The organism is Pseudoalteromonas sp. JC28, assembly GCF_013319255.1.
In the GTDB taxonomy this organism is placed as follows: Bacteria; Pseudomonadota; Gammaproteobacteria; order Enterobacterales; family Alteromonadaceae; genus Pseudoalteromonas.
Genome location: NZ_QOKX01000003.1, coordinates 68,851 through 85,024, shown reverse-complemented (window position 1 = coordinate 85,024; position 16,174 = coordinate 68,851). Strand labels below are relative to the sequence as shown.

11 protein-coding genes and 1 pseudogene are annotated in these 16,174 nt (G+C 41.3%); 8 read left to right on the top strand and 4 right to left on the bottom strand.

Translation table 11 applies throughout. The features are described 5' to 3' along the window. Nucleotides 1-98: 98 nt before the first annotated feature. Nucleotides 99-986 (bottom strand): LysR family transcriptional regulator, encoded by an 888-nt coding sequence (locus tag DS891_RS08060; protein WP_174169455.1) that lies wholly within the window; start codon nucleotides 984-986, stop codon nucleotides 99-101. 101 nt (nucleotides 987-1,087) lie between these two features. On the opposite strand from DS891_RS08060, the gene DS891_RS08055 reads away from it, so the two are divergent. The 3 genes from DS891_RS08055 to DS891_RS08045 all read left to right on the top strand — a co-directional run bounded on the left by DS891_RS08055 (nucleotide 1,088) and on the right by DS891_RS08045 (nucleotide 3,415). Further along, nucleotides 1,088-2,254, top strand: coding sequence for an MFS transporter (locus tag DS891_RS08055; protein ID WP_235368178.1), 1,167 nt, complete (start codon nucleotides 1,088-1,090; stop codon nucleotides 2,252-2,254). An 85-nt stretch (nucleotides 2,255-2,339) separates the two neighbouring features. Beyond that, nucleotides 2,340-2,876: a GNAT family N-acetyltransferase gene (locus tag DS891_RS08050; RefSeq protein ID WP_174169453.1), complete on the top strand. Its 537-nt coding sequence runs from the start codon at nucleotides 2,340-2,342 to the stop codon at nucleotides 2,874-2,876. A 74-nt stretch (nucleotides 2,877-2,950) separates the two neighbouring features. Continuing rightward, nucleotides 2,951-3,415 (top strand): GNAT family N-acetyltransferase, encoded by a 465-nt coding sequence (locus DS891_RS08045; RefSeq protein ID WP_174169452.1) that lies wholly within the window; start codon nucleotides 2,951-2,953, stop codon nucleotides 3,413-3,415. 744 nt (nucleotides 3,416-4,159) lie between these two features. Here the strand turns inward: DS891_RS08045 and DS891_RS08040 are convergent. After that, nucleotides 4,160-4,864, bottom strand: a complete 705-nt coding sequence (locus DS891_RS08040; RefSeq protein WP_174169451.1) for an HNH endonuclease signature motif containing protein — start codon at nucleotides 4,862-4,864, stop codon at nucleotides 4,160-4,162. A 369-nt stretch (nucleotides 4,865-5,233) separates the two neighbouring features. On the opposite strand from DS891_RS08040, the pseudogene DS891_RS24505 reads away from it, so the two are divergent. Together DS891_RS24505 and DS891_RS08025 are read left to right on the top strand one after the other, a co-directional pair. Further along, nucleotides 5,234-5,601, top strand: a pseudogene (locus DS891_RS24505) (transposase); the annotation flags it as partial. A gap of 810 nt (nucleotides 5,602-6,411) precedes the next feature. After that, nucleotides 6,412-10,530, top strand: a complete 4,119-nt coding sequence (locus DS891_RS08025; RefSeq protein WP_174169448.1) for a caspase family protein — start codon at nucleotides 6,412-6,414, stop codon at nucleotides 10,528-10,530. A gap of 2 nt (nucleotides 10,531-10,532) precedes the next feature. On the opposite strand, the gene DS891_RS08020 is transcribed toward DS891_RS08025, so the two are convergent. Both DS891_RS08020 and DS891_RS08015 read right to left on the bottom strand, forming a co-directional pair. After that, complete coding sequence (locus DS891_RS08020; RefSeq protein ID WP_174169447.1) at nucleotides 10,533-11,285, bottom strand: hypothetical protein; 753 nt, start codon at nucleotides 11,283-11,285, stop codon at nucleotides 10,533-10,535. Continuing rightward, a complete protein-coding gene (locus tag DS891_RS08015; RefSeq protein WP_174169446.1) occupies nucleotides 11,285-11,884 on the bottom strand; it encodes a hypothetical protein in 600 nt (199 codons plus the stop codon). The genes DS891_RS08020 and DS891_RS08015 overlap by 1 nt, the downstream gene beginning before the upstream one ends. A gap of 645 nt (nucleotides 11,885-12,529) precedes the next feature. On the opposite strand from DS891_RS08015, the gene ltrA reads away from it, so the two are divergent. From ltrA to DS891_RS08000, 3 genes are all read left to right on the top strand, one after another. Then, nucleotides 12,530-14,002 carry a group II intron reverse transcriptase/maturase gene (gene ltrA / locus DS891_RS08010; protein WP_174169445.1) on the top strand — a complete coding sequence of 491 codons (1,473 nt, stop codon included), beginning with the start codon at nucleotides 12,530-12,532 and terminating at the stop codon, nucleotides 14,000-14,002. 825 nt (nucleotides 14,003-14,827) lie between these two features. Then, entirely contained in the window at nucleotides 14,828-15,328 is a 501-nt protein-coding gene (locus tag DS891_RS08005; RefSeq protein WP_174169444.1) for a GrpB family protein, read from the top strand. 116 nt (nucleotides 15,329-15,444) lie between these two features. Further along, the gene (locus tag DS891_RS08000; protein ID WP_102058479.1) at nucleotides 15,445-16,116 is read left to right on the top strand and encodes an SDR family oxidoreductase; all 672 of its coding nucleotides are present in this window, start codon (nucleotides 15,445-15,447) and stop codon (nucleotides 16,114-16,116) included. Nucleotides 16,117-16,174: the final 58 nt, after the last annotated feature.

Genomic DNA, 16,174 nt, shown 5'->3' with positions numbered 1-16,174 from the left:
TACAAAGTTGAGTAAATATCCTAAATTAGCATGTGGCTCTAAATCTTTAGAGAATTTTTTGTACTTGAATTGTGAACAAATGTGAAAGTCATTCTTCTCTACTCTGTTGCTTTGAGGTGCTTTTTAAGGTGATCAATAAAAAGTTGAGTTTTATAGGGGGTGTAGTTTGCCTTCGGATAATACGCCCACAATTGTTTTGTTTCTGATTTCACTTCAGGTAAAACAGGTGTGAGCAAACCTTGGTCAAGCTCTCTTTTCACATAGCTAGGAGAAATAAACACCAGCCCCAAACCTTGCACGGCCGCAGTCAGCATTGCATCTAACTGATCAGAGACGAAGTTGTAATTGTCAAATTGGAAGGTGTCTCCATTTTCAAGAATAATCCCACCTAGCTTATGGTAGTAACTGCTTAACAACATTTTATGTTGGCGGAGATCATCCAGAGATTCGATAGGGTTATGCTGTTTGAGATAGTGAGGAGCACCAAAGATTTGCATTTGGTAGTCAATGAGCCGGCTGCCTTTGTGAGAGGCTGAGTCAAACGCTTCATAGTAGCGTGTGATCACTAAATCGTGATTAAGATCTGGGTGTGCGCCAGGGGCGATGACATTAAGATGAATTTTTAGCTTGGGATATTTAGCTAAAAATGAGGCGATATTTGGCATCAAGATGGTGCTGCCTACCGCGAGAGTTGATGCGATTTTCAAGCTACCTGATGGCGCTTGATTCAGCGTTTGTCCGTGATCAGTTAAACATTCAAACTGCGCAAGCCATATTGAAGCTTTCGGCAAAAAGTGCTCCCCAGCCTCAGTGAGATTGACTTGGCGAGTAGTGCGAATAAATAGCGTTAAGCCTAGTTGTTGTTCTAGCCAGTCAATTCGTTTGCTCACTGCAGACGCTGAAACACCTTCTTCATCTGCGGCCCGGGTAAAACTGCCAAACTCTACAACTTTGCTAAAGCTCCGTACTCCGGTTAACCAATCCATTAATTGTTTCCTGATGGGAATAAGTGTTTTTATTATTACCTTGTTTTTTGGATATTAAAAGCTCGGTAAAATTACCCTCTATTAAGTTAAGAGGAGCTGACGTGTTTCAAGTGGTGTTTTTAGCTGTTTTGCTGATGTCTTGCTCTCAGATCGCAAGCCAAATCTACATCCCTGTTTTACCTAATATTACGGATTCCTTACAGCTTACGCCTAGTCAAGGACAAGCAGCAGTAATTAGCTATTTCACTACACTAGGAGCTGCGCAACTGCTGGTTGGGCCGCTACGAGATAAGTTTGGCGATAGGCCTTTATTTTTTAGTGGGCTGGGTATTTTACTGTTAGGTACGGTTTTTTGCTCAATAGCATCTAGCGCCGAGGTATTTTTTATCGGTCGAGTGTTGCAAGGCATTGGTGCTGCATCGCCGGTGTTAATTGGCAGAACGCTTCTTGCTGCAAGATTATCAGGTGCAGAACTTAAAAGCGCGATGGCGACACTGGCAATGTCGGTGAGTGTGACTGCTATTTGTAGTCCATTCTTGGCTGGGGTGTTATCTGGCTGGGTAGGGTGGCAGGGGATGTCATGGTTTGCATTCGCATACTATGTTTTGATTTTGGTGTACGGCTATAGAATTATGCAGCAGAGCAGTAAAACTACTTTGTCGTTACGGCCAAACGCGCTCTTTTATGAATATCAAAGTCTATTGCTAAACCGATCATTTATTTCCCTCGCGTCGCTCAAATGGTTACCTACTTTTTTGTATCTTACCATTCAGTTGTATCTGCCGTTTTTACTGGCAAGGCAGTTTGGCTTGGAATCCAAAGCAATAGGTCAGGCGATGATGATCCCCATGTTTGGCTTACTCATAGGGTCAATATTAACTAAGGTATTGCAACGTAAGCGCTCCTATTTAGATATTGTAATTTGGACTTGGCCTGCATTAGTTGTCAGCGTGTTATTGCTGCTATTTGCAAGTGGTAGTGCGCTTGCTGTTCTGCTCGCTTATGCTGCGATTATGTTTGTATTTGGCGCGTATTTTCCAAGTTACATGCATCTCATTGGGGTTTTACATCCAGAAAAGGCAGGAACAGCGAATGCGCTGGTTGGGGCGGTTGAGCTGCTATTTTTTTCTTGCGTGGCATGGGTAGTTAATAAGTGGTTACTGAGTGGTGTAGAGTCTCTTGCGGTACTCGTTTTTGGCTGTGCACTGTTACTGTTTTTAACCTGGCGGCATTTATGCACTGTTTTTATGCCGGTTTGTAAAGAGTAATAAAATGCAGGGCTGCTTGCTACTACGGGGCGTTTATTTATGAGACTGGTGATTATGTGTGGTCTGCGAGTGAGGAAAAATACCAATGCAGTTTGAAACCGAACGTTTGTCCATGAGACGTATGACAATGGACGACCTTGATGCAGTTTATAGCCATCGGAAAAATCCAAATACGTCAAAATATATTGGTGCGCCTGCCACGTTCGAGTCGGCAAAAGAGCGGCTAGTTCAAGCATGCCAGCCTTGGAAGGGAGAACAAAACGAGCGCTTGATCTTGGCTATAGTGAGCAAACAAAAAAGAAAACTGATTGGCGAACTAGTTTTTAAATATGTCGACGAAGAGAAAAAGGTTGGTGAAATTGGATTTCGATTAGCGGAGGATGAAATTGGTTGTGGTTACGGCTATGAGGCTGCTGCGGCGCTGATAAAGGAGGCTTTTCAACAGTGTTCTGTCGATACCATTCAGGCAATGTGCGCTGTTGGCAATCAACAGTCGCAGCGGTTGATGCTGAAGTTAGGGATGAAACGCAAATGTCGTTTAAAAGCATTTTTGGATATAGGCGGTGAAAAGCACGATATCTATATCTATCAATTAACTAAGGCCTGTTATCTGGAATTGTAAAGGGAACAAAATACAGTTACTGTAAAAGTGGTTGATAATCCTTTGTCCGTATTATGTTTATTTGAGGGATTAAAATGGAATTTAAACTTTTAGCGCATCACAAAGCATTCATCCCAATCATTGCCAAGTGGTATTTTGATGAGTGGGGAAGTATTGTTGAGGAGGCCTCTGTAGAGCGTTTTGAGCAAAAGCTTTTAGACTACCTTAGCGACTCTAGTATTCCTTGTGTAATCGTCGCGCTGGATGGCGACACAATCGCAGGAGTTGTGCTGCTTAAATTTCATGAAATGAGTATCTACACAGATAAAGAGCACTGGATTGGTGGCGTTTATGTGGATAAGCCCTATCGTGGAAATAAACTAGCGTCACGCTTAGTCAAAGAAGCAGAGCGATTAGCCTCAATATTTGGTGTTACCACGTTATATTTACAAACAGAGCATCCAGAAGGTGGACTCTATCGAAAACTCGGCTGGCAACCGCTCGAAAACGTCAATTACCGAGGTGTTGATGTCGTGGTGATGAGCAAAACAGTAGTTTAGTTAAACAAGCTAGATTATAAGCTCAGGTATAAGGCTTTGAGGCATTAACGCAAGCACCAAGGCGATAGTTTCTTATAAAATAATGAAGCGATTAGCTTAAAGTGAATAATATTAACCAGAACTGTTAGATTTGAAAGCTGGGGCTTAATCAAACCTGATCGGTTCCAGCGTGAAAGTGTCATTCAGACAGAGTGGCTCAAGCATTCTGAGCAAATTAGCACCATTTTAAACAGCCGATATTCGGTGGTGCCCGCGCAAACCTGCAACTGAATTTTCCCCATTTTTTAACAGTTTTTTATGTATACAAGTGCCTTACTTGACCAAATAAAGTTAATAAAGTAATTACTACAAACAACAGTTGGTGGGCTAAATAAAAGCGCTTTATGGCATTTAAATCAACACTTGAAAAATACGCCTATTTATAAATAGCCCCGTAAATAAGCACCACTGCAAGCATAGCTAAAACAAGAACCAAAGCCACTAATTTTGTAACAAATGGATTTAGTAATTTAAAAAACTAGAGCCAGCTAACGCAATAAACATAGTGAGAATCGTAGTCTCAAAAAGGGCTTCAAATTTTACTTTTGACTTTTCCATTTGCACTAATTCTCAACGTATAACTGACACCTTGCGAAGGTATGAGCAGCGCAATACTGAAGCCGTCACATACCACTTTTAAATACCAATCACAACGCATAGTAAAATGCCACACGTTGCGAATCACTCTTAAACAGTTTGTAGGTTTTAGCCGAAATGTTCCTCTCGATGACAATTTGGACACAGGGCCAGAACATTTTCGATTGTGTCGTCTCCACCTTGTGCTAGGGGTAGAACATGGTGAACCTCTAAATAAGGCGTGTTATCTGATTTTCTGATGAATGGTGCAGGCTTGTTGCAGTTTTCGCAGATTCCGTCAGCACGAATCAATGCTTCTGCGACAACATCTGGATTGCGAATATAGACAGTTGTTTTAACCTGAATTGCTTTTGGTGTAGCTTCCGCTTTTGATAAACGCTCAACTCTCTGAGCTCGAGTTAATGCTCTAGACCACGTTACTTGTTGTTCAAATTCTAATTGCTCGCTTACCTCGCTAAGGTATATTGCCCTACTAAGTTGATACTTTCGCCCTGCTTGCTTTCGGATCTTTTCTAGAGTTGATCCGTCTACAATCGTCGATTCTACTGAGAAAAGTCCTTGGTATACCCATTCATTTGCCTTTCTCTTTACGAATATCGGCACTGGCTCATCCTGTTGAGACAGCCAAAGACCATGTTTAGCGATATCTATTCCAGTGCCACATAAAATTTCTCTTGGTGCATTTGGGTTCGAATTCAACTCAAGGTAAACACCAATAACTTTTTTGTTCCGAGTTCCCATGTAGCCTTGTATTTGACCACCGATTAAAGAACTAATTTCTTTACGGCTATATTCTTGACCTTGTTTGAACATGCTTAGTCCTATTCGAAATGGATATTTACAAAGAAACATAACGCAGCATTAAGTGGTTAACCGCGCATGCCGCCGAGCCTAAGCCATTGTGCCGTAAATACTTCAGTTGAATCAATCCAAAAATGCGGAGCATTGGGAGCCAATCTTAAACGCCTTATTAGTTTTCCTTTCGTGCAAATTGCACAAAGGAAAATAAAAAATAGGTGACACCCGTCACTATTAGCATCAAAGCCGAGCAGCACCTTATTTAGGGTGGCTCAAAGTGACTGTTTATCAATACATACAAATAGTAAATGAGAGATAAATAAAAGAAGCAACAAAAAAATAAGAAAAATAAGTGACATCCATCACTATTAACGTCAAAGCTGAGGAATAGGCAAATTAGTGGTGGGTGTCAGCGATTTGTTGCGCATTTTCTAATAAAAAGGAGTTGGCTGTGTGGCTTGGGATCACACCACGTCAATATGCTTCGGGTGAAACCAATAAGATGGGAGGGAGCACCAAACGAGGTGATAGTTATCTAAGAACAACTCATTCATGGTGCCCGTACAGTGGTCAATCATGCGCACAAAAAGCAGGATGATTTAAACAAATGGATCAACGCATTGGTAGAACGTCGTGGTAAAAATAAAGCGGTGGTGGCCACGGCCCATCGATTGGCTCGCTTAATGTGGATATTGCTACGAAGAAATGAACCTTATAAAGCGCAATTCACACAAAGTGAGGCGCAATCATGACTCAAATTATGGTTATCAAGGAGCTCGTTCAAGACAAGGGTTCTGAGCCCGCGTGGGTGTATTCTACTTTTTGGGTGGCTAGGTTCGAATCTCATTAGGGGCGCTGAAAATACAGTTAAGCCCGGATATATGTCAGAGCAGTACCTTATTATTTGAGGTGACTCAAAGTGACTGTTTATCAGTGTATAAATGGCTAATGTGGGAGAAATAAACGAAAAAACAAGGTTGTTAAAACAGCTTTGTGGGGTGGGTATTACTTGATAGCGGCAGAGCGTCCATATAAGTCTGTGTTAGCCCTTTTGAGTTTCGTAACAGCTGGTAGCCGGCCGAAAGCGTATCGTATCTTTGGTGTACTTAGACGGTTTGAAGCCGTTTTCCGTGGGTTTGAGTAAAAGCCATCAGATGGCAGCTTGAAATACCCGTTGTCCGGCATTTTCTCTGATGATTTGCACTGGACTGGCCACTTGGACATAGGTTGGGGACGGTTGGTGTTAGGTACAAATTCACTTCCAGTGGCTCTACCTCGCTTTAACAAAAGGAAGCTTCTGTAACTTTGAGTTGTCCGCACATAACACTGTCCTTCTGCGTAACCATGACAAGCATAATCTGATTTTTAGCACATTGTTGGTGTTTTAAATAGGATGGGGTGCCGCAACGGTTTGTTGGAAATTTAAACAATTTATTGCGTCAGCTTCTTTCGACGTTACAATTAACATTGGATAGGTTCAATGTGATACTTTCGTTTTTTCTTTTTCAATAATCATTGCAAAAACTCCAGTTTATTGTGTTTCAGGCTAGGGTAAACAAAATATGCGCTTTACATTTGTAACTATATTTTTATTGTTTCATGTTTTTTTTGGAGTATCAGCGTTGGGACAGGCGTTTGAGACTGTCTTTGAGCTGGGACACTCTCATCATGTCACGAGCTTAGATTTTCATCCCACGAAAAAGATTTTGGCCAGTGGCGGACGTGATTTCACAGTGAAAATTTGGGATTTGGATAATTGGGCATTGAAGCGAGCTCTACCTAACCATGGTGGTACTGTTTTGATGGTACGCTTTTCGCCAGATGGGCTGTATTTGTTAACAGGGGATAGAGGTAATGTAATTCAATGGGATTTCGAAACCGGGACAAAAATCCACACTTATCAATTGGGCTGCAGTCACATTGCGCAGCTTAAATTTATAGATGCTACGCGTTTTATCAGTGGCTGTATTGGTGATATGAACGTGTGGGATCTTGCAAGCAAGACCAAGGAATACTCGTTTGGCATAGTAACTCCTGGCTGGGTGACACGATACTTGGATACCTCTCTCGATGGGCGCTGGGTTGCCTATACCAATTCTAAGATGATAGAAATATACGATTTAGTGAGTCGTCGGTTTGTCAGAAGGATAGATGCTGAAAAGAACCCCGTTTCTTACTTAGGTTTTCTTAGGGATCATCTCGTTTTGTTTCATCGAGATCAAAGCCTGAGTGTTCGAGAAGTTTCTAATTTTAATGAAGTAGAACAGTTTAAACTTGATGGGCGGCTAAATAGCATTCAAATAGACAAATCCAAACAGATAATCAAAATCTTTTCAGCAACGACTATTTCTCATTTATCCATGGGTGACGAAGGTGCTCAGTTAAACGTTTACGACAATCCCTCTCCACATCAATCGGCTTTGGCAGCAACAGCCTATAGTCAACCTTTGGACATCGTTGCAACAGGCGGCTATGACAATAAGATAAAACTGTTTAATTTCACAGAAGGTTATCATCATCTGGGGAGTCTTGGTGAGCAAATACCGGAGGTGTCTCAAGTACTCTTTTCTGACAATGATCTAATTGTAGGTGATAGCCTAGGTGGTGTTTCACGTATTCACTTGCAACAAGGTAAGAGTGAGCAGCTTGTGCAGCGAGTTAAAGGAATTTCTGACCTTAAGCAAAGCGGCGACATGTTGGGGGTTGCGTCAGGAGAGTCGAAGGCCTTGGTGTATGACCTAACAAACAGGAAAACATTATTTGAAGTTGAAGAGTCAAACAAGCGTATTGCAAAGGTAGGTTTCACACCTGATGCCAAGCATTTCGTCACTGCCACCAATCAAATCAGTTTTTGGAATAGTGAGAATGGAAGTAAGGCGTTTTCTTTACAAGAAGATATTGCGCATATCAATGGGTTTGCTTTCAATGAAACGGGTGTTCAGTTGGTTACGACAAACTCCGTTTCTAATAAATCCGAGACGGGTATTTATCTTTGGGATCGACAATCTGGGAAGGTAAAGCAACATTTTAAAGGGCATTCTAGGTCAGTTAGTAAGTCTGTATTTAGTGGTGACGGCGATTCTATTTTTAGCGCTTCTCATGATAATCATCTGATCCAATGGGACGCGACAACGGCAAAGAAAATCAAGCGATTTGTCGATCCAAATTTGATCACCAATGCAGGCAACACTAATGAGTATGGCTTATTCTATTTTGAGTTGCTTGGGGATAGTAATAGAGTGGTTACCGCGGGCCTTCAAGATGGTTATTTGAAGCTTTGGGATACTGTTTCGGGGAATTTGTTAGCACGCACAACAATACCTCGAATGATAAAAGGACTCAAAGTTTTTGCCCATGATGATTCGACATTTAGCCTTTATATTATGACGCGAAATGGCGAGATTAAACATATTTCTAAGTGGGATCCCCTAGATTCAATTGGTTTACAAACAATCCATTTGCAATCACCAATTCGAACAGGTGTGAACACGACATCTGCATTTGATATATGGGGGGAGACATCAGCGCTCGTTGTAGGGACAGAATCAGGTGAGCTGGTAAAAAGATCGTTTATCGAACCAGGCAGCATACAAAGGATTAAGGTATTTAATGACTATGTGTCACGAATTGCATTTTTAGGCAGCGACAACCTGGTTGCTGCTAGTGCATTGAATTCCCCTGAAATTGTGCTGTGGAACTTGGTCAATGGACAAACTAAAAAGATCGACACTGGACATGAAGGTAGAATAGTACAACTAGCCTATATGCAAAATACTGGCGAACTTCTTACGAGTGGGACTGATGGTCGTGTTAAAAAAATTGCATTAAACGGAGCAGTGAGTGAGCTTTATAGTCATCCTACCGGTGGTATTTATTCTGTGACTGCTCATTCGTCTAAGCCAAATTACTATTTACTCTCAGGTGGCGGGCGATTAAATCGAAATCAAGTGAAAGCTTGGACAATAAAACCCAATGGAGCGCCCACAGCAATCGGTGGTGGAACGTATAGGGGCTCCCAAGTGAGTTATCATGAGAAACAACGCTTTTTTGCATGGAATGACGGTCAGCAGTTTTCCTATTTTCGATTACTGCCTAATGCCAGTGGTGCCGGTTACTATAAGCACTTTTTCACTAAACATACTGCCCTCTCTCGAAACAATGAGTTTATGCCAAATGGCCAATATTATTGGGGCACTAAATTAAACTCCATAGGCCAATATCGTTTGAGTGGTAGCCTTGTGAAAAGGTTCACGGGCCTATCGGGTACGATAACGGACTACAGTTGGTCAGAAAAACTCAACTTACTCGGGGCGGCTACCCGAGAAGGTTGGATCTATCTTTGGCATCATGATAAACCCGATCAATATCTCAAAGTCTTTAGCCAAAATGGCCATACATTGATTATGGATAGTCGGGGCTATTATTTTGGAAGTAAGTATTTAATGAACAAGCTTAAGTTTAAATTGAACGATAAAATATATGCTTTTGAACAGTTCGATTTGATTAAGAACCGCCCCGACATCATTCTTTCTCAACTTCCGTTTGTAGATAATAATACCCTAACTCTGTATAGAACCGCTTACCAGCAACGACTCAAACAAAACCAACTCCACTCATTGCAGGCGAACGAACAACAGCTCAAGGAAGCTCCTGAAGTAGTGATTACGAATAAAGACAAATTGCCTTTGGCGACCAAGAAAAGTTATCTTGAATTGGCACTCAAATTAAGTACGAAAACGGGCAGTTTAAGCAATCTTTTCGTAACTGTTAACGGCTCTACGATGGGACATCATGAAAGAGGTATTCTTCTGGACAGTGAAGTGACACAACATAAAAAGTTGCACGTTCCCTTGTCTGATGGCTCAAACCGCATTCGTATTTCAGTGCGCAATAATAGTGGCATAGAATCCGCTCGGGAGTCTTTGCTGGTCAATTACATCGGCCCAAAGGTTGAATCAGCGCTTTATGTTGTTGCCGTTGGCGTTTCCCAATACGCCTCAGAAGCTGATCAACTAGTTTATCCGGCAAAGGATGCCAGGGCTATTGGCAACGTTTTTGGTGATGATCCAAAAGTAAAAACTTTGGTTCTTACTGATCAGCAAGTATCTAAGGCCAATATGCAAGACATTAAAGACTTTCTTGAACCTATGAAAGTAAATGATAGGTTGTTAGTGTTTTTATCTGGGCACGGTGTTGTGGATGAAGGGGTTTATTACTTTGTGCCTCCTGATGCAAATGCGGGCAACGTCACTGTTAAAGGGATTCCTTATTCCAACCTCGTCGATTTGCTTAGTACGGTTGATTCCCGAAACAAGTTGATGATTATTAATACCTGTTATTCGGGTGAATTTAGTGATGCGAAGACGTTGGAAGAGTTGGAAGCTTTTAATTTATCTACCTCCATTTACACCAAGTTATATCGTTCAAGTGGCGCGACTGTTGTTGCAACTGCAGAAGGCAGAAGTACCTCCAAAGAAATTGTTGGATCTAATAAAAAGCAGGGGCTAATCGCCTCAGTGATCGTAAATGCAGTGGAGCAGGGAAAGCCGTTACGAGTATCAGATTTGATCGACAATTTTGTCAAAACGTCCCAAAAGAAAAGCCTCTTTTCTCGACAACAGAACAAGAGCCCTAAAGTTAGAGAAGTGAATCTAAATAACGATTTTTGGCTAATTGATTAGGGTTAAATATCTGTCACAAAAATCGGCGATTCAACTGTATAAATTGATTGATCTGGTCGTACAAAGTGAAAACGAACATAGAGTACATGTCGATTTCGGATGAATTTTCCTTCCCAGAATGGTTTATCCAGCAGTTTCAAAGAGAGTGTGAAATGGGTTTTATCTACAATATGAGTTTGTTTGAGTTTGGTAGTCAATTTTTTATTTTCATCCAGTTTTTCTTTATCCAGTAACAGTAATTCTTTAGCTTCAGTTTCGTTACTAAAATATTTCTGATGTGTAGCTTGGCTGTTCTCATAAGCGAGCAGGACAACTTCTAATTCATTTAGCGAGTATTTCTTTGTATCCAAATTGCTAAACATAAAGCTGACATCAGGTGATGACTGGACATACTTTCCATGACACGCTCGAAGCTGTTGCTTCCAATAATCTAAAAATTCGGGCCTGATATTAGATGGTAGCTGCTCCCATTTGGTTTTTATACTAAGCGTTTTGTTTTCACAAAATAAGACTTCGTTTTTAAAACTTGTGTCGGAAACTTGATATTCAAACAGAGCGATTTTCGGGCCACTAATGTCGTTCACTTTGATCACCTGTTCTGCACTAAGCTCAAGCTCGAAGATGAGCGATTTATCTATTTGAGATTCTTTGTAGTGCTTTCCGCTGAACTTGGTATCAATGAGAGCGATTTCGCAGGCAGCATTGATGGGTATCGAAAGAACTAATGAGAAACATATAAATATCGTCTTCAGCATTATATAGGATCCAATGTGACAGGTGGCATTGATTGCCAAATGGGTTTTACGAGGAAAATCTTTCCTCCTGGGAACAATTGTTCATTGTCGTCCGAATGATAGTAAAAGAGTTCGACTTCACCCGTTTTTAGTCTCAATTTAATGCCTTTATTGGCCGGCAATGTTACTATTTTTTTATTTTTGAGGGCGATTATTTCCAGAGTTATGGACTTGTCTTGGCTGTGTGCTATATGAACTTGCCGGTAAGCTAGATTTTGATAACTTACTAGTACCAATAACAAAGCGAAAATACTGTTTATACTGCCTAATAAAACTACTTTATTAAGCAGGCTACGGTAGCCTGCTCCAAGGGTTTTTAGTGGCTCCGCTTCAGGGCTTAATAAGCCCAAAACAAAAATAAGGGCAGCCCAACAACCGGATACTAAATAGGCTATAAATTCGTAGTACTTTCTTGAATCATCGAAAATAGGATCTGAACTATAAAGAAATATCAGAAAAGATAAGACTGTAGTAAACAGGAGCACGAAATGCAGCGGTTGCTGCAGCTTGGCGTTCAGAAGAACAGAGAAAAATTTGTTAACGTACTTGATTATATCCATATATTTTTTGTTTCTAAGTTTCGAGTGTAGTTTCGAACAGAAATCTAAGTTTAAACTAGTTTTCGACTTCTGAGAATTTTTTTAAGGGTTTAATTCAGATCCCGAATGAACAGACTTTTAACTTCAAGTGTTGAATCATCCTCATTATCACCAGATGACCCTATGGCTCTGAATAAAGCAGCGAGCCAGACAATGTAACAAAGCCAATGGGCGGGAAACAAATCGTGAGAGGAGTTTCTTCCTGATAACCACAATCGGGTGGTGCTAGGGAATCAGTATGATGAACGTATGTGAATCCATGTAAGGTGCGTTATACGATAAGCAGCGGAAGTGGTTTATACGCTCAACGTGAGTAGGAAAGAGATTGGACAGTGCTCTTTCGTGATTGATAGGCTCACCGCACTATAGTGGGCATCTAACCTGATATTGCGCGACATGCGGAACAAGGTAAGCCTGTATTTCTCCCTATGGGAAAGTAACCTGTGAAGGTTGTCGATAGTTGTGCGGGTAAAGGAGGTTGGAAAAAGCCAATGCTGCGTTGTAATGATGCAGATACAGATTTTATCTGGCACGAAAGTGAGCCCACTTCCAACTGGTCTCCCGTTGCAAGATGATTTGAAGAACTTTATTTATGAGGATACGCAAATGATGACTTCGCTTGAAGTTAGTGCCTCTTCAGACAAAAGCGAATGGCAATCCATTAACTGGAAGGCTATTGAGCAAAATGTGTTAAAGCTTCAGATGCGCATTGCAAAGGCAATTCGAGAAGGTAAACAAGGTAAAGCGAAAGCGTTGCAATGGTTACTGACTCACTCGAAGTCAGCAAAGTTACTTGCTGTCAGACGAGTATCACAAAACAAAGGTAAACGAACAGCAGGTATTGATGGCATCATTTGGAATTCTGATGCACAAAAACTTGCGGCAGTTAACCAACTGAGTAGAAAAGGTTACAAGGCCAAACCGCTCAGACGCATTTATATCCCCAAGAAAAACGGCAAACTCAGACCCCTTGGTATTCCTTGCATGATAGACAGAGCGCAACAGGCGTTACATCTTCTCGCCTTGGAGCCAATATCTGAAACCATTGCCGACCCAAATAGCTACGGGTTTCGACCGAATCGCAGCACCGCTGACGCAATTGCACAATGTTTTAAGTGTTTATGCAAACCAAGCTCAGCGCAATGGATACTCGAGGGTGATATTAAAACCTGTTTCGATAAAATTGGCCATCAATGGCTAATCGATAACATTCCAACGGATAAACGAATGTTGAAACAATGGCTTGGATGCGGGTTTATCGAGAAAGGGTTATTCTACAAAACCGATAAAGGAACACCTCAAGGTGGAATAATCTCGCCAACATTGATGTTACTGACGTTAGCAGGCTTGGAAAAGCAGGTTAAGTCAATCGCACGTCAAACTAGCACACGGATAAACTTTATTGGTTGTGCTGATGACTTCATTATCATGGGGACATCGAAAGAAGTGCTCGTTAATGACGTTAAACCGCAGCTCGTTACGTTCCTACAAGAAAGAGGATTAACGCTATCTGAGGAGAAAACCCATGTTACTCATATTGATGACGGCTTTGACTTTTTAGGACTCAACCTTAGAAAGTACAAAGGCAAACTGCTTATTAAACCAAGTAAGAGCAATGTGCTGTCATTCTTGAATAACATGCGTGAACTTATCAGAGCACACGCAACCGTATCAACGGTAGATCTCATTAAACTAATGAATCCAAAGTTACGCGGTTGGGCGAATTATTATCGCCATTGTGTGGCAAAGCGAACCTTTATCTACATGGGACATCAGCTCTTCTGGGCGTTGTGGCGATGGGCGCGAAGGCGTCATACTCGTAAAAGCAGAATGTGGATTGGCCGTAAATACTTTCAAGGTTTAAATGGTCAATGGCTATTTCACGGTTATCAAATGATAAGCAGTGAAAGGCAAGTTCTCACACTGGTTCAAATCAACAAAACACCAATCAAAAGACACGTTAAGATCCGAAATACGTCAACGCTATATGATCCTATATATCAGGATTATCTGACGAGTAGGAAGACTAATAATTACGGACGAAATACTTGGAACCAACCTGTCTTAACTGCATTGTGATATTGCTGGGTGACATGACGTTGCCTTAGTGGAGGCTTGAGCCGTATGTGGTGAAAGTTGCATGTACGGTTCTTAGGAGGGCGGCACTTGGTAACAAGTGCCGCCTATCCGACAAAGATGAGTTTGCCCGGCCATCTATTTTTCGCCCATAACAACCGGTCAGGTAAAGCCTAAACCTATCCATCTAAGCTGTAGGAGCAATCAAATATGAGCTACCAAACATCACGCTTGTTGCTGATGTGAAATAAATATCAAAAAGCTCGAATCGAAAGGCTAAGTGAAAAATAACAGGAAAAATAAAGGACATTCACCACAATTATACCCAGAATTAAGTGGGCATTGATACCAATTACTGCTAAGTGGTACTTTGACGAAAGGGGAAGCATTGTTGAGGAGGCTTCCGTGGAAGATTTTGAGCAAAGCTTTCAGACTATCTTAACGAGACTCTACTATTCCTTGTGTAATCGTTGCCCTTGATGGCTATACAGTCGCCGGAGTCGTACAGCTTAAATTTCATGAAATGGGTATCTATACAGATAAAGATCACTGAATTAGTGGCGTTTATGTCGACAAGCCTTATCGTGGGAATAAACTAGTGGCACGCTTAGTTTAAGAAGCGGATCGATTAGCCTCAATATTCGGTGTAAAAACGTTATATTTACAAACGGAATACCCAGAAGGTGGACTTTATCGGAAGCAGGGGACGATAAACAGCTCGAAAACGTCAATTACCAAGGTGTTGATGTCGTGGTGATGAGCAAAGCTTTGCTTTAGCTGTATACTGTTCCAAACCGAACCTGACGCAACTATGGGATCCTCCTTCCAATGGCAGACCAAGCTATTTCACTTTCTAAATATAATCAAGATTGGCCACGAATGTTTCAAGATGAAAAGCTAAGGTTAGCGCCTTTGCTATGCCCTTGGATTGAAGGTGGTATTGAACATGTGGGTAGTACAGCTGTGGTTGGTATGGTTGCTAAGCCGGTGATAGATATTATGGTGGGTGTTAAGTCGCTAATAGCGTCAAAAGAAGCCATCCAAGTGCTCACTCAACACAGTTATTGTTATTACCCCTATAAAGCTGACGTAATGCACTGGTTTTGCAAACCAACGCCTGAGTTTAGAACCCATCACTTACACCTTGTTCCTTTCAACAGCCTACTTTGGCAAGAGCGTATTTCTTTTAGGGAAAAATTAAGAGCATCATCAGTTTTAAGAGCTGAGTATTGCGCGTTGAAGCAGGCGTTAGTACAAGAATACAAAGATGACCGTGAGCAATATACTCAACAAAAATGGCCGTTCATTAAACGGGTGTTGGGTTGTTAATTTAATGTTGATATTTTGGTTCTAAGCCCAATATAACGTAAAGCAGTAGTCGAGTATTAAATAGGTGAGGCTTGGCTCTGTTGTGATTTTTACGTTAGAGGAGTCGAAGAAAAGGAATGAAAGGAAAAAAGGTATTAATTGTTGGTGGGAGTACAGGTATTGGTCTCGCATTGGCAAAACGCGTAAGTGAAGATGGAGGTGAGGTATTAATAGCCTCGAGATCTGCATTTGACAAACAAGCTAGCATTAGAAGTCAGCCATATCTTGAAAGTTGTACTTGTTATTCGGTTGATATTACGGTTGAAAGTGAGATTAAAAACCTACTTGAGAAAATAGGAAAAATTGATCACCTTATTTTTACTGTTAAGTCTCCACTCATTGTTTCTCCATTTTTAGAACTCGACCTCAAAGAGGTTCGTCATGCTTTCGATACTAAGTTTTGGGGGCAGTATAGCTTTGCTAAATTGGCTCACCAATATATTAACGATGGCGGGAGTATTGTGTTTTCGTCGGGAACATTAGGTAAACGGCCTTACAATGGGTACTCAACATTAAGTACGATAAGCGGTGCAGTTGAGTCACTTGGGAAGGCTTTGGCAATTGAGCTTGCTCCTATTCGGGTCAATACCGTTTCACCAGGATTTAAAACATTGAAAGAGTTGGAGGAAAAAATTCCTCTAGGTCTTGGAAGTGATTCACAAATTTCCAATGCATATTTGTTTTTGATGAATGACAGTTATATAACGGGCGCATCGATAGTGAGTGATGGTGGGGCTATGCTCGTTTAGGAGTGACCTACAATGCCAAGAAAAACCCAAGAGCCTTGGCTCTTGGGTTTTAGATCAA